At 67.7% G+C, this 24832-nt stretch carries 21 protein-coding genes; 15 read left to right on the top strand and 6 right to left on the bottom strand.

Translation table 11 applies throughout. The features are described 5' to 3' along the window. Nucleotides 1-10 precede the first annotated feature (10 nt). From J5J86_RS19965 to J5J86_RS19955, 3 genes are all read left to right on the top strand, one after another. Entirely contained in the window at nucleotides 11-451 is a 441-nt protein-coding gene (locus J5J86_RS19965; RefSeq protein ID WP_209101211.1) for an RrF2 family transcriptional regulator, read from the top strand. A gap of 120 nt (nucleotides 452-571) precedes the next feature. Next, nucleotides 572-1558, top strand: a complete 987-nt coding sequence (gene cysK, locus J5J86_RS19960; protein ID WP_209101208.1) for a cysteine synthase A — start codon at nucleotides 572-574, stop codon at nucleotides 1556-1558. A gap of 190 nt (nucleotides 1559-1748) precedes the next feature. Beyond that, on the top strand, nucleotides 1749-3005 hold the full coding sequence (locus tag J5J86_RS19955; RefSeq protein ID WP_209101205.1) for an aminopeptidase: 1257 nt from the start codon (nucleotides 1749-1751) through the stop codon (nucleotides 3003-3005). A gap of 79 nt (nucleotides 3006-3084) precedes the next feature. Here J5J86_RS19955 and trpA read toward each other — a convergent pair whose 3' ends face one another. The 5 genes from trpA to J5J86_RS19930 all read right to left on the bottom strand — a co-directional run bounded on the left by trpA (nucleotide 3085) and on the right by J5J86_RS19930 (nucleotide 7298). Further along, nucleotides 3085-3924, bottom strand: a complete 840-nt coding sequence (gene trpA, locus J5J86_RS19950; protein WP_209101202.1) for a tryptophan synthase subunit alpha — start codon at nucleotides 3922-3924, stop codon at nucleotides 3085-3087. A gap of 58 nt (nucleotides 3925-3982) precedes the next feature. Beyond that, nucleotides 3983-4315, bottom strand: a complete 333-nt coding sequence (locus J5J86_RS19945; RefSeq protein ID WP_209101199.1) for a hypothetical protein — start codon at nucleotides 4313-4315, stop codon at nucleotides 3983-3985. After that, complete coding sequence (gene trpB, locus J5J86_RS19940; protein WP_209101197.1) at nucleotides 4312-5523, bottom strand: tryptophan synthase subunit beta; 1212 nt, start codon at nucleotides 5521-5523, stop codon at nucleotides 4312-4314. Before trpB ends, J5J86_RS19945 begins: the two co-directional genes overlap by 4 nt. Further along, nucleotides 5520-6197 (bottom strand): phosphoribosylanthranilate isomerase, encoded by a 678-nt coding sequence (locus J5J86_RS19935; protein WP_209101195.1) that lies wholly within the window; start codon nucleotides 6195-6197, stop codon nucleotides 5520-5522. Before J5J86_RS19935 ends, trpB begins: the two co-directional genes overlap by 4 nt. A gap of 114 nt (nucleotides 6198-6311) precedes the next feature. Next, nucleotides 6312-7298 carry a complex I NDUFA9 subunit family protein gene (locus J5J86_RS19930; RefSeq protein WP_209101192.1) on the bottom strand — a complete coding sequence of 329 codons (987 nt, stop codon included), beginning with the start codon at nucleotides 7296-7298 and terminating at the stop codon, nucleotides 6312-6314. A 297-nt stretch (nucleotides 7299-7595) separates the two neighbouring features. On the opposite strand from J5J86_RS19930, the gene rpsT reads away from it, so the two are divergent. The 8 genes from rpsT to gyrB all read left to right on the top strand — a co-directional run bounded on the left by rpsT (nucleotide 7596) and on the right by gyrB (nucleotide 17639). Next, on the top strand, nucleotides 7596-7862 hold the full coding sequence (gene rpsT, locus J5J86_RS19925) for a 30S ribosomal protein S20 (RefSeq protein ID WP_209101189.1): 267 nt from the start codon (nucleotides 7596-7598) through the stop codon (nucleotides 7860-7862). A 1058-nt stretch (nucleotides 7863-8920) separates the two neighbouring features. Beyond that, entirely contained in the window at nucleotides 8921-10408 is a 1488-nt protein-coding gene (dnaA, locus tag J5J86_RS19920; RefSeq protein WP_209101186.1) for a chromosomal replication initiator protein DnaA, read from the top strand. Between the two features lie 260 nt (nucleotides 10409-10668). After that, complete coding sequence (gene dnaN, locus J5J86_RS19915) at nucleotides 10669-11787, top strand: DNA polymerase III subunit beta (RefSeq protein ID WP_209101183.1); 1119 nt, start codon at nucleotides 10669-10671, stop codon at nucleotides 11785-11787. Between the two features lie 92 nt (nucleotides 11788-11879). Further along, nucleotides 11880-12989 carry a DNA replication/repair protein RecF gene (recF, locus tag J5J86_RS19910; RefSeq protein WP_247658632.1) on the top strand — a complete coding sequence of 370 codons (1110 nt, stop codon included), beginning with the start codon at nucleotides 11880-11882 and terminating at the stop codon, nucleotides 12987-12989. A gap of 158 nt (nucleotides 12990-13147) precedes the next feature. Beyond that, nucleotides 13148-13795 carry a L,D-transpeptidase gene (locus J5J86_RS19905; RefSeq protein ID WP_209101181.1) on the top strand — a complete coding sequence of 216 codons (648 nt, stop codon included), beginning with the start codon at nucleotides 13148-13150 and terminating at the stop codon, nucleotides 13793-13795. A gap of 109 nt (nucleotides 13796-13904) precedes the next feature. Further along, the gene (locus J5J86_RS19900; RefSeq protein ID WP_209101179.1) at nucleotides 13905-14438 is read left to right on the top strand and encodes an arsenate reductase ArsC; all 534 of its coding nucleotides are present in this window, start codon (nucleotides 13905-13907) and stop codon (nucleotides 14436-14438) included. Nucleotides 14439-14543: 105 nt separating this feature from the next. Then, nucleotides 14544-15158, top strand: a complete 615-nt coding sequence (locus J5J86_RS19895; protein WP_209101177.1) for a LysE family translocator — start codon at nucleotides 14544-14546, stop codon at nucleotides 15156-15158. Nucleotides 15159-15212: 54 nt separating this feature from the next. Then, nucleotides 15213-17639, top strand: coding sequence for a DNA topoisomerase (ATP-hydrolyzing) subunit B (gene gyrB / locus J5J86_RS19890; protein ID WP_209101175.1), 2427 nt, complete (start codon nucleotides 15213-15215; stop codon nucleotides 17637-17639). A 47-nt stretch (nucleotides 17640-17686) separates the two neighbouring features. Here the strand turns inward: gyrB and J5J86_RS19885 are convergent, their stop codons facing one another. After that, a complete protein-coding gene (locus J5J86_RS19885; protein ID WP_209101173.1) occupies nucleotides 17687-18766 on the bottom strand; it encodes a hypothetical protein in 1080 nt (359 codons plus the stop codon). 216 nt (nucleotides 18767-18982) lie between these two features. Here J5J86_RS19885 and lhgO point away from each other — a divergent pair, with 216 nt between their 5' ends. The 4 genes from lhgO (at nucleotide 18983) to J5J86_RS19865 (ending at nucleotide 24777) form a co-directional block, all read left to right on the top strand. Beyond that, nucleotides 18983-20167, top strand: coding sequence for an L-2-hydroxyglutarate oxidase (lhgO, locus tag J5J86_RS19880; RefSeq protein WP_209101171.1), 1185 nt, complete (start codon nucleotides 18983-18985; stop codon nucleotides 20165-20167). Nucleotides 20168-20182: 15 nt separating this feature from the next. Further along, nucleotides 20183-21967: a glucan ABC transporter ATP-binding protein/ permease gene (locus J5J86_RS19875; protein WP_209101169.1), complete on the top strand. Its 1785-nt coding sequence runs from the start codon at nucleotides 20183-20185 to the stop codon at nucleotides 21965-21967. A gap of 130 nt (nucleotides 21968-22097) precedes the next feature. Then, entirely contained in the window at nucleotides 22098-23549 is a 1452-nt protein-coding gene (locus J5J86_RS19870; protein ID WP_209101167.1) for a D-alanyl-D-alanine carboxypeptidase family protein, read from the top strand. A gap of 76 nt (nucleotides 23550-23625) precedes the next feature. Further along, nucleotides 23626-24777 (top strand): CobW family GTP-binding protein, encoded by a 1152-nt coding sequence (locus J5J86_RS19865; protein WP_209101164.1) that lies wholly within the window; start codon nucleotides 23626-23628, stop codon nucleotides 24775-24777. Nucleotides 24778-24832: the final 55 nt, after the last annotated feature.

Here is a 24832-nt window from a genome sequence, read left to right as displayed (position 1 = left end):
CTACACACACATGCCGCGTTTATCCGACAAGAGCCTGCTCGCCATTGCCGCCGTGGTGGATGTGGCCATCCACGCCCGGGGCGCGCCGGTTGCCGCCAAGGCGCTCGCCGCCCGACACGAACTGCCGCCCCGCCGGCTGGAGCCGGTGCTCCAGGCCTTGGTCCATGCCGGTGTTCTGAAGGGCGTGCGCGGCCCGCGCGGGGGCTATGAACTGGCCCGCGAGCGCCGGCGCATTTCGGTGGCCGAGATCGTCCGGGTGGTGGAAGGCGCCGAGGAAGAGCAGGAGATCATTCTTCCCCCGCTCGTTCTGGAAGTGGTGCAGCCCGCCGTCGCCGCCGCCGAGCAGACCTTCGATGCGGCGCTGGACACGGTGACACTGGAGGATCTGTGCCGGTCCGCGGACAATAAGGGCCACGGCTCGGAACACGACCGCATCGACTTCACCATCTAGGGACAGGTGCCCGCGACGCCGGAATAAGGCCGAGCGCAAGCTCCGGCGGACGTCGGCACGAGGTAGCCCGGACAGGGTACGCCCGAAAAAGGTACCCACATTCACTTGGGAGCAAAGTCCATGGCAGAAAGCCCAGCCAAGTTGACGCCGGTGGAAGGCGTCCGCCCCGGACGGGGCCGGGTTTATGATTCCATCGTCGAGACCATCGGCAACACGCCGCTGGTGCGCCTGCACCGCCTGCCTGAGCTGCGCGGCGTGAAGGCCGAGATCCTCGCCAAGCTGGAATTCTTCAACCCCATTTCCAGCGTCAAGGACCGCATCGGCGTCGCCATGGTGGCCGCCATGGAAGAGGCGGGCGTCCTGCACCCCGATACGGTGCTGGTGGAACCCACCTCCGGCAATACCGGCATCGCGCTCGCCTTCGTGGCCGCCGCTCGCGGCCTGCGCCTCATCCTGGTGATGCCCGAATCCATGTCGGTGGAACGGCGCAAGATGCTGGCGCTGCTGGGCGCCGAGCTGGTCCTCACCCCCGCCAATCTCGGCATGAAGGGCGCCGTCGCCCGCGCCGAGGAACTGGTGCGCGACCTGCCCAAGGCGGTGATGCCCCAGCAGTTCAAAAACAAGGCCAACCCCGCCATCCACCGCCGCACCACGGCGGAGGAGATCTGGAACGACACCGACGGCAAGGTGGACGTGGTGGTCTCCGGCGTTGGCACCGGCGGCACCATCACCGGCATCGGCCAGGTGCTCAAGCCCCGCAAGGCCTCGCTGCGCATGGTGGCGGTGGAGCCCGAGGACAGCCCGGTGCTCTCCGGCGGCGCCCCCGGCCCGCACAAGATCCAGGGCATCGGCGCCGGCTTCGTGCCGGAAGTGCTCGACCGCTCGGTGATCGACGAGGTGGTGACGGTGGGCAACCAGACCGCCTTCGACACCGCCCGCGCGCTGGCCCGCTATGAAGGCGTTCCCGGCGGCATCTCCTCCGGCGCGGCCATTGCGGCGGCGTTGGAAATCGGCGCCCGGCCGGAAATGGCCGGCAAGACCATCGTGGCCATCGTGCCCTCCTTCGCGGAGCGCTATCTCTCCACGGCCCTGTTCGAGGGCCTTTGACGCGCCCAGGCGCGGCGGCCTCGCCGCCGCGCCTCTTTCGCACCCTAAATTTTGCCGGCTTCTTAGTCGGCTAATTCCACGGTCTGATCGCAAATTGTGATCGGACGGGGCGTGCCTGGGACCCCTTGCCCGCTGGCGGGGCTGGCCGGACCTCCTATGTTGAAGGCGAAAGACAAGCGGATCCCCTCTTATGACCACGCATCAACGCAACATCGCCGCCGCCATCGATCCCGTGAAGCTCGACCGTCTGGCCGAGGTGGCTGTCCGGGTGGGTCTGGCGCTGCAGCCGGGCCAGGACCTTTTTCTGACGGCGCCTGTCGGCGCCCTGCCTTTGGTGCGACGGATCGCAGAGCACGCCTACAAGGCCGGCGCCGGCCTCGTCACCCCCATCCTCTCCGACGAAGAGATCGCTCTCGCGCGCTATCGCAATGCACCGGACGCCAGCTTCGATCGTGCGCCCACCTGGCTATATGATGGCGTCGCCAAAGCCTTTTCCGCCAATACGGCGCGCCTCGCCATTGTCGGCGACAATCCCATGCTTCTGGCGGGCGAGGACCCGGCCAAGGTCGCCCGCGCCAACAAGGCCAATTCCATCGCCTACCAGCCGGCTTTGGAGAAGATTGCGGGCTTCGACATCAATTGGAGCATTGTCTCCTTCCCCGGCACCTCCTGGGCCAAGCTCGTCTTCCCGGACGATGCGGAGGACGTGGCCGTGGCGAAGCTCGCCGACGCCATCTTTGCCGCCTCCCGCGTGGACCTGGACGATCCGGTGGCCGCCTGGGATGCCCATAACGCCGCCCTGCGCGCCCGCACCACCTGGCTCAACAGCCATCGCTTCCAGGCCCTGCACTTCAAGGGTCCGGGCACCGACCTGATCGTCGGCCTTGCTGACGATCATGAATGGCAGGGCGGTGCCTCGCAGGCCAAGAATGGCGTCATCTGCAACGCCAACATCCCGACCGAAGAGGTCTTCACCACGCCCCACGCCTTCCGCGTGGAGGGCCATGTCTCCTCCACCAAGCCCTTGTCCTACCAGGGCACGCTGATCGACGACATTGCCGTGCGCTTCGAGGGCGGGCGGATCGTGGAAGCCAGGGCCAGCAAGGGCGAGACGGTGCTCAACAAGGTGCTGGACACCGACGCCGGTGCCCGGCGCCTGGGCGAGGTGGCCCTCGTGCCCCATTCCTCGCCCATCTCCAAGAGCGGGCTCCTGTTCTACAACACCCTGTTCGACGAAAACGCCGCCTGCCACATCGCCCTCGGCCAGTGCTACGCCAAGTGCTTCCTGGACGGCGCCACACTCACCCCCGAGGACATCGCGGCCAAGGGGGGCAATAAGAGCCTCATCCATATCGACTGGATGATCGGCTCGGGCGAGATCGACATCGATGGCGTGCAGGCGGATGGCAGCCGCCTGCCGGTGTTCCGCAAGGGCGAATGGGCCTGACCGGCCCCGCACGAAACAGAAAAAGCCTGGCGGCGCGCCGGGCTTTTTTATTGCGTCCGAAGCCGAAGCGGCGAAACGCTCACTCGGCGGCGACGCGGCTCACGCCCCGCACCGCGGCCGAGAGGTCACGCACCAGCCCTTCCACAGCCGGCTTGGTGGCCGATGTGGCCTTGCCCTCGCTGTCCAGCGAAGTGCGCACCGCCTCCACCAGGGCCGAGCCCACTACCACCGCGTCGGCGCCCGCCGCAATGGCGGCAGCCTGCTCAGGCGTCTTCACGCCGAAGCCCACCGCCACCGGCAGGGCGGTATGGCGCTTGATGCGCGTCACCGCCTGGGACACCAGGTTCGCGTCCGGCGTGGCCGAGCCGGTGATGCCGGTGATGGAGACGTAATAGACAAAGCCCGCCGTATGGGCGAGCACAGCCGGCAGGCGCTTGTCGTCGGTGGTGGGGGTGGCGAGGCGGATGAAATCGAGGCCTGCGGCGAGCGCCGGCAGGCACAGTTCGTCATCTTCTTCCGGCGGCAGGTCGACCACGATCAGGCCGTCCACCCCGGCCGCTTTGGCATCCTCCAGGAAGCGCGGCACGCCATAGATGTAGATGGGGTTGAAATAGCCCATCAGCACAATGGGGGTGGCCGGCTCACCCGCGCGGAATTCCCGCACCAGTTCGAGGGTGCGGGCCAGGGTCTGCCCCGCCTTCAGCGCCCGCAGCCCCGCCGCTTGGATGGCCGGGCCGTCCGCCATGGGATCGGTGAAGGGCACGCCCACTTCGATCACGTCCGCCCCCGCCGCCGGCAATGCCTTCAGGATGGAGAGCGAAGTGTCATAGTCCGGATCGCCGGCGGTGATGAAGGTCACGAGGCCCGGCCGGCCGAGACGGGCCAGTTCGGCGAAGCGGGTGGAGATGCGCGTGGTCATGAAAGGTCGCAGTCTTTGGCCGGTCCCTGGAGGGGACGTGGTCTCAGGAACGTGGGGCTCAGTTCGCCGGGCTGGTGATGGCGCACTTGGCCGAGGTGGCTGAGGTGGCACCCATCAGGCGCACCTGATCGGCTCCGGTGACGCCCGGCACGGTGGAGAACAAGGTGGTGGACGAGGTGCCCAGCGACTTGTTCTTGGCGGAGAAGAATTCGCAGCTGACCACGATCTGGGCCAGCATGACGGTGCCGGTATTCTTCACCTGCACGCTCACGAAGGCGCCCGCCGGATCGGTGAGCACCTTGCCGGCTGTCAGTTCCAGCCCCTGCGGGGCCGCGAAGGCCGCGCCGGAGGTTGAGGCAAGCAGGATGAACGCGGACGCGACCTTCTTCATAAGTGCCCCCCGAGATGCTCGGCTACCGTGAAGATGTCCTTGTCGCCCCGGCCGGAGAGATTGACCACCATGATGTGGTCCTTCGGCTTCTTGGGCGCGATTTCCATGACCTTGCCGATGGCGTGGGCGCATTCGAGGGCGGGAATGATGCCCTCCAGCCGCGAAAGCAGCTGGAAGCCCTCCAGGGCCTCGCTGTCGGTGCAGGGAATGTAGGTCACCCGGCCCACATCGTGCAGCCAGGAATGCTCCGGCCCGATGCCGGGATAATCAAGGCCGGCGGAGATGGAATGGGCCTCGGCGATCTGGCCGTCGCCGTCCATCAGCAGGTAGGTGCGGTTGCCATGCAGCACGCCGGGGCGGCCACCGGAAATGGAGGCCGCATGCTCCCCGCTGGAAATACCGTGGCCAGCCGCCTCGACGCCGAAGATCTCCACGTCCTTGTCATCGAGGAATTCGTGAAACAGGCCGATGGCGTTGGACCCGCCGCCCACCGCCGCGATCAGGCTGTCGGGGCCGCGCCCTTCCGCTTCCAGGAGTTGCGCGCGGGTCTCGCGGCCGATGATGGACTGGAAGTCCCGCACCATGGACGGATAGGGATGGGGACCGGCCACCGTGCCGATGCAATAGAAGGTGTCGTGGACGTTGGTCACCCAGTCGCGCAGCGCCTCGTTCATGGCGTCCTTCAAGGTGCGCGAGCCGGAGGTGACGGGGACGACCGTGGCGCCCAGCATGTTCATGCGGAACACGTTGGGCTTTTGCCGCTCCACGTCCACCGCGCCCATATAGACCACGCACTTCAGGCCGAAGCGGGCGCACAATGTGGCGGTGGCGACGCCGTGCTGGCCGGCGCCGGTCTCGGCGATGATCCGCTCCTTGCCCATGCGGCGGGCGAGCAGGATCTGGCCGAGCACGTTGTTCACCTTGTGGGAGCCGGTATGGTTCAGCTCCTCGCGCTTCAGATAGATCTTGGCGCCGCCCAGATGCTCGGACAGGCGCTCCGCATAATAAAGTGGCGACGGCCGGCCCACATAATGGGTGAGGTAGCCCGCCATCTCCGCCTTAAAGGCGGGGTCGACCTTGGCGTCCTCATAGGCCTGCTCCAGTTGCAGGATGAGGGGCATCAGCGTCTCGGCGACAAAGCGGCCGCCATGAATGCCGAAATGGCCGCGGTCATCAGGGCCGGTGCGATAGGAATTCAGCGCATTCACGAGACTTGGCTTCCCACCTGAGACGAAGGAGTGGCACCCGCGCGCACGGCGCGGACGAAGGCGTGGATTTTTTCCGGCGACTTCACGCCGGGCGCGGTCTCCACACCGGAGGATACGTCCACGCCATCCATTCGGACGCGTGCAAGAGCCTGCGACACATTGGACGGATCGAGCCCTCCGGAAAGCATGACGGGCCGGCCGGGGTCAAGGGCGCTGAGGAGGTTCCAGTCGAACACCCGCCCGTTTCCGCCCGGCAGCATTGCATCGGGCGGCGGCTTGGCGTCGAACAGGAGGCGGTCGGCGACGCTCGCATAGTCGGGCACGAGGGCGAGATCGGAGGCCTGTGCGACCGGAAGCGCCTTCATGACGGGTCGGCCGAACCGCGCGCGGATCTGCGCCACCCGCGCGGGGCTCTCATGACCGTGCAATTGCAGGATATCGGGCGCGAAGGCGGCGACGATGTCCGCCAGCAGGGCATCGTCGGCGTCCACGACCAGCGCCACCGTCCCGGCGCGCCCCCGCACCCGGGGCGTCAGGGCCGCGGCTTCGGCGAGCGACAGGTGCCGGGGGCTCTTGGGGAAATGGACGAAGCCGACCAGATCGGCACCAGCCTCCAGCGCGGCCTCCAGGGCCTCCGGCGTCTTCAGGCCACAGATCTTGACTTCGATACCCATAAACCATGCGGGGGCGCCACAGCGCCCCCCTCCTCGCTCGCATGTCGCGGCCGGTTCATTCTAGCCGTTCCGGCGCCGCCCGTCCCGTGGGACCGGACACCGCCGGCCGGCGCCTCAGGTCTCCACGCGGGTGAACTGCCCCGCCTTGCGGAAGCGCCAGAGATAGCTCGGCAGAACCGAGGACATGGAAGCGGGCGCGATGCCAAGCCCCTGGAGGATCCGGCCTTCCGCGATGGCGGCCTCGCTCACCACATTGTCGTGACGCAGCAGTTCCACCTGGTCCCGGGTAAGCGGCGCGCCCGGCAGCGCTTCCAGGAAGCGGGCGGCAAATGAGGCAGCGCCGAAAGGCAGATCGATGAGCGCGCGATGGCTGCCGATCTCGTGCAGCATCAGTTCCATCAATTCCTTGAAGGTGCGCACTTCCGGCCCGCCCAGCTCATAGATGGCGCCGGGCTTGGCCTTGCCATCCACCGCCCGCTGGGCCGCAGCGGCCACGTCGCCCACAAACACCGGCTGGAAGCGCGTGGTGCCGCCGCCGATCAGCGGCAAAGCCGGCATGAAACGGGAGAGGGAGGCGAATCGGTTGAAGAACTCGTCCTCGGGACCGAACACCAGAGAGGGACGCAGGATGACCGCGTCGGGAGAGGCTGCCTTCACCGCCAGCTCGCCCTCACCCTTGGTGGCGGCATAATCGGATTCGGCCTTGGGATCGGCGCCGATGGCCGAAACGTGTACCAGGCGGGCGCCCACCCCAGCGGCCGCCGTGGCGATGGCCTTGGCGCCGAACACATGCACCGCCTCGAAGGTCTGGCGGCCGCTCGGGGCCAGGATGCCGGTGAGATTGACCACCGCGTCCGAGCCCTGCGCCGCGCGGGCCACCGAGTCGGGATAACGCACATTGGCCTGGACCACGTGGATCTGGCCCACATAGCCCAAGGGCTGGAGAAAGCCGGCCAGTTCCGGACGGCGCACGGGCACCCGGACGCGATAGCCGCGCTTGGCCAGCGCCCGCACCACATAACGCCCCAGGAAGCCGGAACCGCCGAACACTGTCACCAGACTGTCGGTCACGGGCCGCTCGGCCACCGCCACTTCGCTCATGCCTCTGTCCCTCGGTCTGTTCAGGGCAACCTGTACTCAAGGTTCGAGACAGATAAGCGAGGGGTGGCCGATCGTCCAGCGTGCACGGCGTCGCGGCACGCACTATATATAACGGTGTGCACGACGTGCCCGGCAACGCCTGCGCTGCACGACCCCGTTGACGCAAGCCGCGCGAGACCTTATAAGCCCGGCACTTCGCTGGCGGCGTGAGCGGCCGGCACTGGAATTCATTCATCGCAGCGCGCCCGCCAGTCCCGGCTGGAATTTGCCTGCGACACAACAGGTAAAGGACGGCCGATGGCCAATACGCCTTCCGCCAAGAAGGCGGCGCGCAAGATCGAGCGCCGCACCGAAGTCAACCGCGCTCGTCGCTCGCGCGTGCGCACCTTCCTGCGCAAGCTTGAAGACGCCATCGCCGCCGGTGATGTGGCCAACGCCAACGAGGCCTTCAAGGCTGCCGAGCCCGAGATCATGCGCGCCGTGACCAAGGGTGTGCTGCACAAGAACACCGCGGCCCGCAAGGTTTCGCGTCTTGCGCATCGCGTTGCCAAGCTCAGCGCCTGACGAATACCTGCCTTCTTCTTGAAGGCTGAGGGTCATGAACGGGGTCCGGCTTGCCGGGCCCCGTTTTCGTTGGCCCACCCTGTAGCCCCTGCCCCCCCGCTGCCCCCCCCCTGTGCGCACACTCCCGCACGGACCGGCTTCGGGAGATCGGACGTGGGACACGGGGCCAGCGGCGGAGCGATTGGCAGGCGAATCGGGGCGGGCGCGACGGGGCTTCCCACTCTCACCCCCCACGTCAAGAGCCGCCCCCATTCACACACCTGACGTATTGTGGACGGGTCCACTTCAACCGCACAGGAAAAGCTGATGCGAGTGAAGAGGTTAGCAGCCAAGCCAAAATGTCATCCCTCGGAGCGTCCGAAAGGGAGTATCCAGACACCCAGAGAACGGAATCCTAGGCACGGCGCCACGACCGACGGAGGGCTTGAATCTCATTGTCTCATCAGAGGTTTGCCGGCTGACTTAAAGGCCCTGCACGAGATGTCGCTGCGGCGCTTTTCCCCCACAATTCAGCCCCGCGGGGAAAGCCGTTGCACCCTCCCCGAGGCCTGTGTATGTTCAATCTCACTCCGGGCACGGACCCGAACATTCAACTAAAGACTCCTGGTTTCTCAACTCTTTATAGAAAGGGGAGGGTGTTTCATGTGTCTGCATTTCCACTCCCCTCAGAAAAGAGCACCAAGGAGCTCCACTCTCAACCTCAGCTTGCTGGACATGTTCTCAACATGATCCTCAAACGGTCGGTGAGCTGACGTTCAATTCATATATTTCAATATTCAACTTGGAGGCGCGCCGGATTCTACCGGCGGCGTATGGGGCGGCTATGACTTCTGACACTGGTGCTGACATCGGCAAACATCCTGAGTGTCACTGCGTGTCCAAGCCCGTCCCCGACACCAAGTGCCCTTCGGCGGCAGAACCGGCGGAGCTCGCGTTGCGCGTGATCTGAGCGCCCCGCACCCGTCGCTATTCCCCAACTCAAGATGTGCCCGCGCGCCTTTGGCGCGAACGGCAGCGCGTCGCAACCAGGGAGCCGCGCGAAGCGGCCAAGCCCCTCTATGCTGAAACCGGAACCCGTAGACGTCGCCCAATTCCGCCCGGCCCCCCGGGCCGTCGTGGGCACTGCCAGCTTTGGCCAGCAGTGGGAGCGGGTCTGCACCCGGTTGCGCGAAGAGATCGGCGAGGAATCCTACACCAGCTGGTTCGCCCGCCTGGAGCTGGACAAGGTGAGCGCGGACTGCGTGCACCTCTCCGTGCCCACCCGATTCCTGAAGTCCTGGATTCAGGGGCATTATCTCGAGCGCATTTCCGATCTGTGGCGCGAGGAGACCGGCTCGGCCCGTCGCGTGGACGTGGCGGTGCGCTCCGCCGTCGCCCGCCCCCTGCCCCTCAAGGCCGCCAATGAGCCGCGCGCCGTCATCGTCGAGCGCGCCGTCGAGCCGCGACCGGCTTCCGCCCCGAGCGTGCCGGTGGCGACGCCTGCGTCTGCGGCCTCCGACATGACCGTGGGCTCGCCGCTGGATGCCCGATTCACCTTCGAGACCTTCGTGGTTGGCAAATCCAACACGCTCGCCCATGCCGCCGCCCGCCAGGTGGCCGAGGCCGCGCCCGGCGCCGGCCCCATCTTCAATCCGCTCTATCTTCATGCGGCCGTCGGCCTCGGCAAGACCCACCTGCTCCAGGCCGCCGCCTGGGCTGGCGCGGCCCGTGGCCGCCGGGTGGTCTATTTGACCGCCGAGCGATTCATGTATGGCTTCGTGGCGGCGCTGAAGACGCACGCCGCCATCGCCTTCAAGGACGCCCTGCGCAGCATCGACACGCTGCTCATCGACGACCTGCAATTCCTGACCGGCAAGAACATGCAGCAGGAATTCTGCCACACCCTCAACGCCTTGATGGATGCCGGGCGGCAGGTGATGGTGGCCGCGGACCGTCCGCCGTCCGAACTGGACGCGCTGGATGACCGGGTGCGCTCGCGCCTTGCCGGGGGCCTCGTGGTGGAGCTTGCCCCCCTGGAGGAGGACCTGCGCCACCAGATCCTGAAAGCCCGTTGCCAGGCGCTCGCCGAGCAGCACAAGGGCTTCACAGTCCCCACCCAGGTGCTGGAACTCTTGTCCCGCAATGGCGGTCAGAGCGGGCGGGACCTCGACGGCGCCCTCAACAAGCTGCTCGCGGCCAACAAGCTCACCGGCGAGCCGGTGACGCTGGAAATGGCCGAGAATGCGGTGCGCGACCTGGTGCGCCCCAACGATCCCAAGCGCGTGCGGGTGGACGACATCCTGCGCGTGGTGTCCAAGCATTACAATGTGTCGCGCGCCGACCTCCTGTCCCAGCGCCGCACCGCCACCGTGGTGAAGCCCCGCCAGATCGCCATGTATCTGGCCAAGGTGCTGACCCTGCGCTCCCTTCCGGAAATCGGCCGCCGCTTCGGCGGGCGCGACCACACCACCGTCCTCCATGCGGTGCGCAAGATTGACGGCCTCATCGCCACCGACCGCGCCTTGGCGGAAGAGATCGAGAGCCTGAAGCGCCTCGTGAACGAGTGAGGCACCGGCCGCATGGCGGCCGGCCCATTCGCTCCGGCGACCGCGCGCCCGCAAGGGCGCGCTTTTCGTTTGGAAACCCTGCGGATGCAGGGAAAATCGTCCACACCCTCGGGAAATCGGGGCCGTGCCCTTGCTTTGCCGCACTGCGGACGGCAATGTCGGCGGCCCCGCCGGTTCGTCAGCGACGAGCACGAGGGGCCGAGGGAGCGTCGCTGCCTCGCGCATCCGTTTCCCCGAGCAGAGAGTCACGGATCAGGGCCATGAAGGTCACCGTCGAACGCGCCGAGCTGCTCAAGTCGCTCAGCCACGTCCACCGGGTCGTGGAGCGCCGCAATACCATCCCGATCCTCGCCAACGTGCTAATCCGCACCGGCAGTTCCGGCCTTTCGCTGAAGGCCACGGACCTCGACCTGGAAGTGGTGGAGACCATCGCTGCCGAGATCGGCCAGGATGGCGCCACCACCGTGCCGGCGCATGTGATCTATGACATCGTCCGCAAGCTGCCCGAGGGCGCGCAGGTGGGGATCGAGGCGAGCGGCGAGCGCGGCTCGCTGCTGGTGCGCGCCGGGCGCGCCCGCTTCACCCTCCAGACCTTGCCCGAGACCGACTTCCCGGATCTCGCCGCGGGCGAATTCACCCATTCCTTCAAGCTGAAGGCCTTCGAGCTGCGGCGGCTGGTGGACAAGACCCAGTTCGCCATCTCCACCGAAGAGACCCGCTATTATCTGAACGGCATTTACCTGCACGTGGCCGAGACCCATGGCGAGGCGCGCCTGCGGGCGGTCGCCACCGACGGCCATCGCCTCGCCCAGGCGGAACTGCCGGCCCCCGAAGGGTCCGCCGGCCTGCCGGGCGTCATCATCCCGCGCAAGACGGTGGCCGAGGTGCAGAAGCTGCTGGAGGACAAGGACGCGGAAGTCACCGTATCCCTGTCCGCCACCAAGATCCGCGTGGCGGTGGGGGCGATCGTGCTCACCTCCAAGCTCATTGACGGCACCTTCCCCGATTATGGCCGGGTCATCCCCGCCGGCAACGACAAGACGCTGCTGGTGGACAAGGCCGACTTCGCCGCGGCGGTGGATCGCGTCTCCACCGTCTCCAGCGAGCGCGGGCGGGCGGTGAAGCTCTCCATTTCCGACGGACGGCTGGTCCTGTCCGTGACCAATCCCGATTCCGGCAGCGCCACAGAGGAGCTGGAAGTGGAATATGGGGCCGAGGCGCTCGATATCGGCTTCAACAGCCGCTATTTGCTGGACATCACCGCACAGCTCGAAGGCGACACGGCCGAGTTGAAGCTGGCCGATCCCGGCTCGCCCACCCTGGTGCGCGACAGCACCAAGACCGACGCGCTCTACGTGCTCATGCCCATGCGGGTGTGAGCACCTCGGACACGCCGCCTTTGGCGCCCGGCGCGCCCCCTCCCCCGTCCGCCCTCCGCCGCAGCGGCTATGGGCGCACCGGCGTCCATCGGATCACGCTCACCGGATTCCGCTCCTATCCCTCCGCCCATCTGGTGGCCGGGGCCGGTCCGATCGTGCTCACCGGACCCAATGGGGCCGGCAAGACCAATCTGCTGGAAGCCATTTCCTTCCTGTCTCCGGGTCGGGGCCTGCGCCGCGCACGGCTCGACGAGGTGGCCAACAGCCCCGGCTCCGGCGCATGGGCGGTGGCGGCCAAGGTGGAGGGCGCGCTGGGCGAAGTGCTGCTCGGCACCGGCATGGAGGCGCCCGGCGAAGGCAGCACCGCCCGCCGCTACCGCATCGACCAGCAGCCGGTCCCATCCGCCACCGCCTTCCTCCACCATGTGAAAGTGGTGTGGCTGACGCCGGAAATGGATGGCCTGTTCACCGGTCCACCGTCCGACCGCCGCCGGTTTCTCGATCGTCTGGTGCTGGCGGTGGACCCCCACCATGGCAGCCGGGTGAATGGACTGGAGCGCGCGCTCGCCTCCCGCAACCGCCTGCTGCAGGACGGCGCCAATGACCGCTTCCTTGGCGCCGTGGAACACGAGGTCGCGGAACTCGCCATCGCGGTCTCCGCCGCCCGGCTTGAGACGGTGGACCGGCTGGCGGAAGAAATCGCCGCCGGCCTCGACGAGGCCTCGCCCTTCCCCTTCGCCCGCATCGCCTTGGCCGGCCAGATCGAAGATGCCTTGCGCACCGCCCCGGCCGTGGAGGTGGAGGATCGCTATCGCGCCCGTCTCAAGGAGATGCGCCCGCGCGACCGGGCAGCCGGCCGGACACTGGAAGGCCCCCACCTGTGCGACCTGGAGGTCACCCACGGGCCGAAGGACCAGCCCGCCGCCCGCTGCTCCACCGGCGAGCAAAAATCGCTCCTGATCGGCCTGTCCTTGTCCCATGCGCGACTGGTGGCCGCCATGCAGGGCTTTGCGCCGGTGGTGCTGCTGGACGACGTGGTGGCCTATCTGGACGGCCCGCGCCGCACCGGCCTGTTCGCGGCGCTGACGCGGCTGAATTGCCAGGTCTGGATGACGGGGACAGACCCCGCCGCCTTTGCGGGGCTCGAGCGCGCGGAGCGCTTTACCGTCCATCCCGGCGGGGTGGTGCCCGACGGCACCTGAGCGGCTCGCTCGCGCACCCCCGGCACGGGCGCCTTGATGGGCCGCAATCACAGCCGCGCGAGCATGCATTTTCAAGGGGTGTGGCCGGGCTGCAACCAGCCGGGAACCGTCACATGCTACGCATGGTTAAGCGATTCGCACTGACGAACCGGGGTTCCATGTCGAGCGACAGCCTTCCCGCCGCGAAGATCAGCCGCCGCCTGCTGGTTCTCGGGACACCTCTCCTCCTGGCCGCCTGCCAGACCGATGGCCGCGCCCCCCTCACCACGCAGGTCTCCATGTATGGCCCCGTGCCGGGAGAGCCCTTCGAGGTGGACGCGGTCAATGTGACCGAGATCGACCCGAAATATCTGCGCCAGGAAGTGCCGTTCAGCGGCAAGTATCCGCCGGGCACCATCGTGGTGAATGTGGAAGAGCGCTTCCTCTATCTGGTGCAGCCCGGCGGCAAGGCGATCCGCTATGGCGTCGGCGTCGGCAAGCAGGGCTATTCCTATCGCGGATGGGCCACCATCAAGCGCAAGGAAAAGTGGCCGAGCTGGACCCCGACCGCCAACATGATCCGCCTCCAGCCCGAGCGCTACGGCCCCTATGCCGGCGGCATGCCCGGCGGCGACACCAACCCCCTCGGTCCGCGCGCGCTCTACCTTTATGACGGCGACCGGGACACCATGTTCCGCCTGCACGGCACGATCGAGCCATGGAGCATCGGCGAGCAGGTATCATCCGGCTGCATCCGCCTGTTGAACCAGGACATTATCGACCTTTACGAGCGTGTGCCGCTCGGTACGCGTGTCTATGTGATGTAATTTTCCGGCAACGCCGCCGGCGGTGACGCCCTGTCACACGTCCGTCAGGTTCCATATGGGAAGTCTGCCTCCAACGCGGCCGTGCTGCTTGGCGCCGTCGGAGGGGGACATGACCGGAACCGAGACGTTTACGCCCTATAATGTGCTGTTCATCTGCAACACCAATGCCGGCCGCTCGCTGATCGCCGAGGCGATCCTCAAGCGGGAGGGCGACGGGCGGTTCAACGCCTATTCCGCGGGCGTGAACCCGGCTGAGCACCCCGACCCCTATGCCCTTGAGACGCTGGTGGCGGAAGGCTTCCACATTACCGGCCTCCACCCCAAGCCGATCTCCGACTTTAGCGGGCCCAACGGGCCGGAGCTCGATTTCGTCTTCACGCTCTGCGACGAGTCCGCCGGCGAGACCCTGCCGGAATGGCCGGGCACTCCGGTGACCGCCCATTGGAGCATCGAGGATGCCGAGCATGTGGACGGCTCGCCCATCGATCACGAGCGGGCTTTCGAGACCGCCTTCCATCATATCCGCAGCCGGGTGCTCGCCTTCGCCGCCCTGCCGCTGCGCAACCTCGACCGACTGTCCCTGCATAGCCACATGCAGGCCATCGGCGCCGGTACGCACCTTCCCGCAGCGCCCGCGCGGTAGTTCGGGCAACCGATCCACCCGCCATCCCTGGAAAAGCCCTGCGGGCGCGGCTGGCCTGCGTCCCCGGGGCTTGACCTCGCGTGCGCATGCGCGCACACGGGAGGCATGGATTTTGGCACCCTCGCTTTCTTCGCAGGGATTTTGACTCTGGCGGCCATCTCCCCGGGGCCGGCCGTGGTGGCGATCGTGGCGCGCACGCTCGCCCGCGGCCGCGCCGGCTCGGCCGCCTTCATCGCCGGTCTCGCTGTGGGGGATGTCCTGTGGCTCGCGGCCGCCGCCCTCGGCATGGCGGCGCTCGCCGCGACGCTCGGCAGCCTGTTCGTGCTGGTGCGGCTCGCAGGCGCCGCCTATCTGCTCTACATGGCCTTCCGGCTGTGGACCGCCCCGGCGACCGTGCCCGAGTTTGCCGCTCCGGCGGCGGGGTCTGGCACCGGACGGCTCTTTGGCGCCGGCCTTGCCATTTCCTTCGGCAATCCCAAGACCATGGCCTTCTATCTCGCCTTGCTGCCGACGCTGGTTGATCTCAACCGCCTGTCCTTGCTGGGCTTCCTGGAAATGAGCGGGGTGATCCTGGTGGTGCTGGCGGGCGTTTTCGCGGCTTATGTGGTCCTGGCGGACCGGGCGCGGCGCTTCGTGGCCTCCACCCGCGCCATGCGGTGGCTCAATCGGATCTGCGGCGGCGCCATGGCGGGCGCGGCAGTTGCGGTTGCCACCAAATAACCGCGTCTTTGCGGTAAAAGAGATTCAAGCGTTCCAACGATTCGAGACAGCATCATGGCCGAACCCGCAAGCGCGGCGTCCCCCGAGGAATACGGGGCACAATCCATCCAGGTCCTCAAGGGGCTGGACGCCGTGCGCAAGCGCCCGGGCATGTATATTGGCGACACGGACGACGGCTCCGGCCTGCACCACATGGTCTATGAGGTGGTGGACAACGCCATCGACGAGGCACTGGCCGGCTATGCCAAGGAAGTCACCGTCACACTGAATGCGGACGGCTCGGTCACCGTGACCGATGACGGGCGCGGCATCCCCACCGACCTCCATCCGGAGGAAGGGGTCTCCGCCGCCGAGGTCATCATGACCCAGCTCCATGCGGGCGGGAAGTTCAACCAGAATTCCTACAAGGTCTCCGGCGGCCTGCACGGCGTCGGCGTCTCGGTGGTGAATGCTCTGTCCACCACGCTGGACCTGACCATCTGGCGGGATGGCAAGGAGCATTACATGCGCTTCCGCCACGGCGACGCAGAGGCCCCGCTCAAGGTGATCGGCCCCGCCCCCGAGGGCAAGCGCGGTACCAAGGTCACCTTCCTGCCGAGCCCGGAAACCTTCACCCATATCGAATTCAACTATGCGACGCTGGAGCACCGGCTGCGCGAACTGGCCTTCCTGAATTCCGGCGTGCGCATCGTCCTGACCGACGCGCGCACGCCGGAGGTGAAGGTCGAGGAGCTCATGTACGAAGGCGGCGTCGAGGCGTTCGTGCGCTATCTCGACCGCAACAAGCAGGCGGTGCTGGCCAAGCCCATCGTCATCCGCTCGGAGCGGGACGGCATCACCGTGGAAGCCGCGCTGTCGTGGAATGACGGCTACCACGAGAACGTGCTCTGCTTCACCAACAACATCCCCCAGCGGGATCGCGGCACCCACTTCACCGGCTTTGCCGCCGCCCTCACCCGGCAGGTCATGTCCTATTCGGACGCCTCGGGCATCTCCAAGAAGGAGAAGGTCTCGCTGTCCGGCGAAGACTGCCGGGAGGGCCTGACCGCCGTGCTCTCGGTGAAGGTGCCGGACCCGAAATTCTCGTCCCAGACCAAGGACAAGCTGGTTTCGTCCGAAGTGCGGCCGGTGGTTGAATCGCTGGTGTCCGAGGCGCTGAGCACCTGGCTTGAGGAGAACCCCTCCGAGGCCAAGGCCGTGGTGGGCAAGGTGGTGGAAGCCGCCGCCGCCCGCGAGGCCGCCCGCCGCGCCCGGGAACTCACCCGCCGCAAGAACCCGCTGGACATCGCCTCCCTGCCCGGCAAGCTCGCCGACTGCCAGGAACGCGACCCCGCCAAGTCCGAACTCTTCATCGTCGAGGGTGACTCGGCCGGCGGCTCCGCCAAGCAGGGCCGCGACCGCGCCTTCCAAGCCATCCTGCCCTTGCGCGGCAAGATCCTGAACGTGGAGCGGGCGCGCTTCGACAAGATGCTCGGGTCCGACCAGATCGGCACGCTGATCACCGCGCTCGGCACCGGCATCGGCCGCGACGATTTCGACATCAACAAGCTGCGCTACCACAAGATCATCATCATGACCGACGCGGACGTGGACGGCTCCCACATCCGCACCTTGCTGCTCACCTTCTTCTTCCGGCAGATGCCGGAACTGGTGGAGCGCGGCCATCTCTTCATCGCGCAGCCGCCGCTCTACAAGGTGACGCGCGGCAAGTCCGAGAGCTACATCAAGGACGAGCGGGCGCTGGAGGACTATCTCATCGCGGTCGGCCTCGACGATGCGGCGCTGCGGCTTGCCTCCGGCGAAGTCCGCACGGGCGCGGACCTTGGCGCGGTGGTGGAGACCAGCCGGCAGATGCGCGGCGCGCTCAGTGCCCTGCATCCGCGCTATAATCGCGCGGTGGCCGAGCAGGCGGCGCTGGCCGGGGCGCTGGCCCCCAACCTGCTGGACGACCTGAACGCGGCGGCTGCAGCCGCCGCCCGCACCGCCGCCCGGCTCGATGCCCTGTCGGAGGACACCGAGCGGGGTTGGACCGGCACACTGGACGAAGCCGGCATGCGCTTCTCGCGCACCGTGCGCGGGGTGCTGGAGACCAACGTCCTCGACAATACCTTCCTCACCTCGCCGGACGCCCGGCGCCTGGACAATCTGGCCGGCGAGCTGGCCGGCGTGTTCGAGGGCGAGACCCTGCTGCGCCGCCGCGCCGACGACACCCGCCTGTTCGGGGCGGTGGACCTGTTCGACGCCGTCACCGATGCCGGCCGCAAGGGCCTCTCGCTCCAGCGCTACAAAGGCTTGGGCGAGATGAATCCCGGCCAGCTCTGGGAGACCACCCTGGACGTGAATGCCCGCTCCCTGCTCCAGGTGCGGGTGAAGGAAGTGGACGAGGCGGACGACCTCTTCAACCGTCTCATGGGCGACCTGGTGGAGCCGCGCCGCGACTTCATCCAGGAGAACGCGCTCAAGGCGAGCGTGGACGTCTGAGGCGTCAGCGGTGATTTTGAAAAGGCCCGGTCCATGCCGGGCCTTTTTCATTTTGCGCCGGGCAAGAGAGCGCGCAGGCGCCGGTGGATGGCCGCCTCATGGCGTTGCCAGAACAGGCCGGCCCCCACCATGGCCAAGCCGATGGCGGACAAGGCGAGCGGGAAGAGCAGGCTGTCCCGGAACAGCTCGAAGGACAGGTGGCCGAGATAGAGCGCCACGCCCATGGCGCCGAGAATGGTGAAGACCCGCCGGCCGATAACGGCCCCGAACAGCACCAGCACGCCATTGAACAGCGCATAGCCGAGCCGCGCCGCCTCCGACCCGCTGTCGCTGGCGGTGATCGCACCCCAGGCGGCCACGGCGCCGAAAAGATAGAGCCAGGTGGCGAAATCCGCACCTCCCCGCCGGCTGCGCAGGGCGTCCAGAACCCCGCCCGCCCCGCACATGGCGAGGCCGAACACCAGCGACACATGGCGCGCATGGTCGAGGTCCCACGGGTCGGTCCCCGCGGGCCAGCGGGCAAGATCCATGCTCATGTACCAGAGGGTGAGCGCCACCGGCATGACCAGGAAGGGCAGCCTCAGGCGCCAAAGTGCCAAGCCGCCGGCGAGCAGCGTCGCCAGTTCCAGCGTCAGCCAGCGGGCATCGATCCATTTGTGATACTGGTTGAACCGCGTCCCGGATAGGGCGCTGTCCACCTCGGGCCAGAGCCCCAGGGCATGCTGGGCGGACCAGGTGGCGAGCGGCACCAGGAAGACCGCCAGCGCGGCCAGGATGCCCGCCGGGATGGCAAAGCCCCGCCGCGCCAGCATTTCCGCGCCCGCCCAGGCGATGAGGCCATAGATGATGGCCAGCACCGTGATGCCCCAGGGCCCCAGCACATCCCAGCTTAAGGTCATGAACAGGCTCATGGCCGAAATGGCGAGCAGCCCGCCAAAATAGTAAAGCGTATGGCCGAAGCTGAAGCGCGCCTCCTCCGGATAGGGCTTCCCTTGCGCCAGGAAGGTCCAGAGCGCCTCCACCTGACCCGCCTCCACCAGCCCGGCAGACGCGGCGCGCTCCAGGTCGGCCCGCTCCAACACGAGGCGCGCCGGGGAGGAGACGGGAGGGACGGGAGGGTCGATCATGGGCGAATCCGGCAGGTCATAGCCCATGATGGTGCGCCCGCCATGCGGAAGAAAGACGGCGGCGTCCGGACGGCCGTGCTTCCCATTGCCTGCCGATCCGGCCCCGGTCTAAACCCGTAGACAACCGGCCCCCCGATGCCCGCGCACACCGGCGGGCGCCGGCGCGCAACCGCCCGCGAGGCGGGGAGACAGGCGCCCGCAGGGCTCGGAGACCGGATGACCTACGATTTCATCATCATCGGCGGTGGCATTGTGGGCCTGGCCACCGCGCTCCAGATCTCCACCCGCCGCCCCGACGCCGGCATCCTGCTGATCGAGAAGGAAGACCGCCTCGCCCGGCACCAGACCGGGCACAATAGCGGCGTCATCCATGCGGGCATCTATTATGCCCCCGGCAGCTTCAAGGCGGAGCTGTGCCGGAAGGGCGCGCAGGCCACCAAGGAGTTCTGCACCGAGAACGGCATCCCCTTCGAGGTGTGCGGCAAGATGATCGTCGCCACCAACGCGGACGAGATCGCCCGCATGGATGCCCTCTATGAGCGGGCGGTGGCCAACAATGTGCCGCTGGAGCGGCTCGACGCAGCCGAGCTGAAGCGCCGGGAGCCGCGCATCCGGGGGGTCGGCGCCCTGTTCGCACCCACCACCGGCATCGTGGACTATAAGCGCGTCTGCAATGCCATGGGCGACAAGATCACCAAGATGGGCGGCACGGTGCGCCTCTCCGCCGAGGTGACTGCCATCACCGAGGGGCCGGAAAGCGTGGAGGTGGTGGCCGGTGGCACCGCCTATCGCGGCCGCAAGCTGGTGGCCTGCGCCGGCCTCCAGTCGGACCGGCTGGCGCGCCTCGCCGGGCTGTCCATCACCCATCGCATCGTGCCCTTCCGGGGCGAATATTTCCGCCTGCCGCCGCGCCTCAATGACGTGGTCAAGAGCCTCATCTATCCGGTGCCGGACCCCACCTTGCCCTTCCTCGGCATCCATCTCACCCGCATGATCGACGGCTCGGTGACGGTGGGCCCCAATGCGGTGGTGGGCTTGGCGCGGGAGGGCTATCGCAAGAGCGCCATTTCGCTCTCCGACGTGCTCGATTATGCCGCCTTCCCCGGCTTCTGGCGCACGGTCGCCAAGCATCCCGGCGCCACCGCGCGGGAATTGCGCAATTCCCTGTTCAAGGGCGGCTATCTCGACGAGTGCCGCAAATATTGCCCGGAGCTGGAAGCCTCCGACCTCGGCCCCTGCGAGGCCGGCATCCGCGCCCAGGCGGTGATGCCGGACGGGAGCCTCGTGCACGACTTCCTGTTCGTGGAGACGCCGCGCATGCTCCATGTGTGCAACGCGCCCTCCCCCGCCGCCACCTCCGCCTTGCCCATCGGCGACATGATCGCGGACAAGGTGATGTAGGGCCGGGAGGCAATCATGGGCGGGTTGTTACGCATCTATGGGCGCGCGCTCGGCCTCTTGGGGCCGCAGGCGAAGGTGGGCGTCGCCCTTGCCATCGGCAACCTGCTCCTCGCCGTGGCGCAATTTGCCGAGCCCATCCTCTTCGGCCGCATCATCAATGCGCTGGCCGGGGCGCAGGGGAGCGGCGCGACACCGGGCTTTTCGGACCTCCTGCCGCTGCTCGCCGCCTGGGCCGGGTTCGGGCTCTTTTCCATTGGCGCGGGCGTGCTTATCTCGCTGCATGCGGACCGGCTCGCCCATCGCCGGCGCCTGGGCGTGCTCACCGAATATTTCGAGCATGTCCTCCAATTGCCCGCCGCCTTCCATGGCGAGACCCATTCCGGGCGGCTGCTGAAGATCATGCTCCAGGGCACCGACACGCTCTGGAGCCTGTGGCTGTCCTTCTTCCGCGACGATTGCGCGGCGCTGGTGGCCCTGGTGGTGCTGCTGCCTGTCGGCATCTGGATCAATTGGCGGCTCGGCCTCGTGCTCATCGTGCTGGTGGCGGTGTTCGGCCTCGTCACCGGCTATGTGATGCGCCGCACCGAGGCCATGCAGCGCAATGTGGAGCGCCATCATTCCTCGCTGGCCGAGCATGCCACCGACGCACTGGGCAATGTGGCGCTGATCCAGAGCTATACCCGCATTGAGGCGGAGGTGAGCGGGCTGCGGGACACCGCCCACAGCCTCTTGGCGGCGCAGATCCCGGTCCTGTCCTGGTGGGCGCTGGTCTCCATGGCCACCCGCGCCGCCACCACGCTGACCATTCTTGCCATCCTGCTCATCGGCACCTGGCTGCATGTGAACGGCCTCGCCAGCATCGGCGAGATCGTGACCTATGTGGGCTTTGCCACCATGCTGATCGGGCGCCTCGATCACACCGTCTCCTTCGTGAACCGGCTGGTCCTGAACGCGCCGGGGCTCGCCGAATTCTTCGGCGTGCTGGACACGGTGGGTCAGGTGCGAGACCGGCCGGGCGCGCCGGACCTTGGGGCGGTCAAAGGGGATGTGCGGTTCGAAGACGTGTCCTTCTCCTATGACGGCAAGCGTCCCGCCTTGCAGGATGTCAGCCTCCATGCGGCGCCGGGCGAGACGGTGGCGCTCGTGGGAACCACCGGGGCCGGCAAGTCAACGGCCCTTGCCCTGCTGCACCGCATGTTCGATCCGCAATCGGGCCGGGTGCTCATTGATGGCGCCGATATTCGCGACGTGACGCTCTCCTCGCTCCGCCGGCAGATCGGGGTGGTGTTCCAGGAGCCGCTGCTGTTCAACCGCTCCATCGAGGACAATCTGAAGGTGGGCAAGCCGGATGCCAGCGAGGAGGAGCTGCGCCTCGCTTTGTCCCGCGCCCAGGCGCTGGAGCTGGTGGAGCGCCACCCCGACGGGCTGAAGGCCAAGGTGGGCGAGCGCGGGCGCGCCTTGTCGGGCGGCGAGCGCCAGCGCCTGTCCATCGCCCGCGCGCTGTTGAAGAATCCGCCCATTCTCATCCTGGACGAAGCGACGAGCGCCCTTGATGCCTCCACCGAGTTGAAGGTGCAGGCCGCCCTCGACGAGGTGATGAAGGACCGCACCACTTTCGTGATCGCCCACCGCCTCGCCACCATCCGCGATGCCGACCGCATCCTGGTGTTCGAGGGCGGGCGGGTGGTGGAGGCCGGCAGCTTCGAGGCGCTGATGCGGCTCGGGGGCCGATTCGCAACCCTCGCCAAGGCGCAGTTCCTGGCCGCGCCAGATCCCGACCGCCCCATTGCCGAGACCTGATTTCACAGCGCGAAGCCTGCGCCAGACTGGGCTTCCACCTGGTGCGACCGGGTTTCAGCTTCCCCGCGGGCATGAAAAGCGATAAGGAGAAGGCTGGCCAAGGGGGCCCACCACCGTCACGGAGCCAGCTTTGCCGGGCTTTTCCAGTCTGCGCGCGGGCATCGTCCTGCGCCAAATTGCCCTTGCGGCCGCCATCCTCGGCCTGCTTGGCACCGCCGCGCGCGCCACCCCCATCCTGCTGGTGGAGGCCGATACCGGCAAGGTGCTGGAGCAGCAGGAGGCCGGACGGCCCTGGTATCCCGCCTCCGTCACAAAGCTCATGACCGTCTATGTGGCCCTGAACGCCGTGCGCGAAGGCCGCCTGACCATGGAGACGATGCTCACCGTCTCCCCGCTCGCCGCCTCCCAGCAGCCCACCAAGATGGGGTTTAGCCCCGGCAGCCAGGTGCCGCTGGACAGCGCGCTGAAGATGCTGATGGTGAAGTCAGCCAATGACATCGCCGTGGTGATCGCCGAGGGCGTGGGCGGATCGGTCCCTGATTTCGTGGCCGAGATGAACAGCACCGCCCAGCAGTTGGGCATGACGGGAACCCATTTCGAGAACCCCAACGGCCTGCCCAATCCCGAGCAATACACCACCGCCCGTGACCTCGCGGTGCTCGCCCGCGCGCTGATCTACCATTTCCCGGAGAACGAGATGCTGTTCCGCATCCCCGCCATCCGGCTCGGGAAGATCGTGCTGCGGAACTATAACCGTCTGATCGACCGCTATCCCGGCGCCGACGGCATGAAGACCGGCTTCATCTGCGCCTCCGGCTTCAATCTGGTGGCCACCGCCACCCGCGGCAACAAGCGCCTCATCGCCGTGATCCTCGGCGCCCCCTCCGCGGTGTCCCGCACGGAGCAGGCGGCGCTGCTGTTCGAGAAGGGCTTCCAACCCTCCTGGTCCATCTTCGGCGCGGCCTCGCCCACCCTCGACACCATCGCCAATCTGGGCGGCACGCCGCCGGACATGAATATCTGCAACCGCAAGCGCGCGGTGGCGGCGGCCGAGAATGAGGACGACAACCTCTATAACCAGGGCGAAAGCTCCTCCTCCTATGCCATGTCCGCCGCCGTCGCGGCCGGGCTGAGCAAGGGCGAGGGCGCAGCGCTGCTGCAGAACCTGCCGCCCTCCATGCCGCCGGTGCCCGTCACCGCCATCGTGCGCATGCCGCCGGCGGAGGAAAAGGCGGACAAGAAGACCGGGGTCGCCATCAAGGACGGCAAGGACCCGGCCACCGGCGCGAAGCAGAAGACCGCCGTCATCTCCACCGGCGCCGACAAGAAGCCGGACGCGTCCGCCACGGCCAAGGATGCGGCCAAGCCTTCCTCGGCCTCGAAGGACGCGGGCAAGAGCGCAAAGACGAGCGCAACCTCCAGCACGGCCAAGGACAAGTCGAAGGATGCCAAGCCGGCGGCGACCACCGCCGCGGCGACGCCCGCCCCCAAGCCCGCCTCCAAGCCAAAGGCGTCGGCGACCACCAGCGACAGTGCCGAGCCGTTGACCTTCGGCCCGCCGCCCGCGCGCCCCGGCACCTGAGCGACCGCCGCGGCCCGCCCCCGACCGTGCGCATGCATGGCGGGGCGGCGAGCGAGGGTCCCGAGCACCGACAGACATGACCGAGCCAGCCTCCCCCGCGCCGGACCGCACTCGTTCCGGCCCGCCAACGCCCCTTCCCGTCACGGTGCTGACCGGCTTTCTCGGCGCGGGCAAGACCACCTTGCTCAACGGGCTCCTGGCCGACCCCGCTTTGGCGGACACCGCCGTTCTCATCAACGAGTTCGGCGAGATCGGGCTCGACCATCTGTTCGTGCGCGAGGTGAAGGACGGCATCGTCCTGCTGGCCAGCGGCTGCGTCTGCTGCACCGTGCGCGGCGACCTGGTGGCAGCGCTGGAAGACCTGCTGCGCGGGCGCGACAATAACCGGCTGCCGCCCTTCTCCCGCGTGCTGGTGGAGACGACGGGCCTCGCCGATCCCGCCCCCATCCTCTTCACCCTCATGACCCATCCCTACCTTCTGCTGCGCTATCGGCTCGACGGCGTGGTCACGGTGGTGGATGCCATCAACGGTTTGGCGACGCTGGATGCCCATCCCGAGGCGGTGAAGCAGGCGGCGGTGGCGGACCGCATCGTCCTCACCAAGACCGACCTCGTGGAGACGCCGGCCCAGCAAGCGGCCCTCGCCGACCTGAAGGCCCGCCTGACGCGGCTCGCCCCTGCCGCGCCGGTGCTGGATGCCTCCAAGGGCGAGGCCACTGCCGGGGCGCTGCTCCAGGCCGGGCTTTATGATCCCGACCGCAAGATCCCCGACGTCTCCCGCTGGCTGGCGGACGAGCGCATCGCCGCTGCCCAGGAGGAGAGCGCCGGGCACGACCCCAATCGCCATGACGATCGCATCCGCGCCTTCACCCTGGCGACGGACGCCGCTATCTCGGCCTCCACCCTGGACCTGTTCCTGGAATTGCTGCGGGCCACCTATGGCGCCAACATGCTGCGCATGAAGGGCATCGTAAGGCTGGCGGACGACCCGTCCGTCCCCCTCGTGCTGCATGGGGTGCAGCATGTGATGCATCCCCCCACCCGGCTGCCGGGCTGGCCGGACGACGACCACCGCACCCGCCTCGTCATGATCGTGAAGGATCTGGACCCCGCAGTGGTGCAACGCCTGTTCGCGGCCTTCCTCGGCGTGCCCCAGGTGGACATGCCGGACCGCGCGGCCCTCACCGACAATCCGCTGGCCCCCGCCGGGCTTCCCCCCCGGCGCTAGAGCGCGATCCCATCAGATTGAATCAATCTGATGGGTGAATCGCCCTTTAACCCAC

It is taken from the genome of Aquabacter sp. L1I39, assembly GCF_017742835.1.
GTDB lineage: Bacteria > Pseudomonadota > Alphaproteobacteria > Rhizobiales > Xanthobacteraceae > L1I39.
This window is presented reverse-complemented; position numbering and strand designations above follow the sequence as displayed.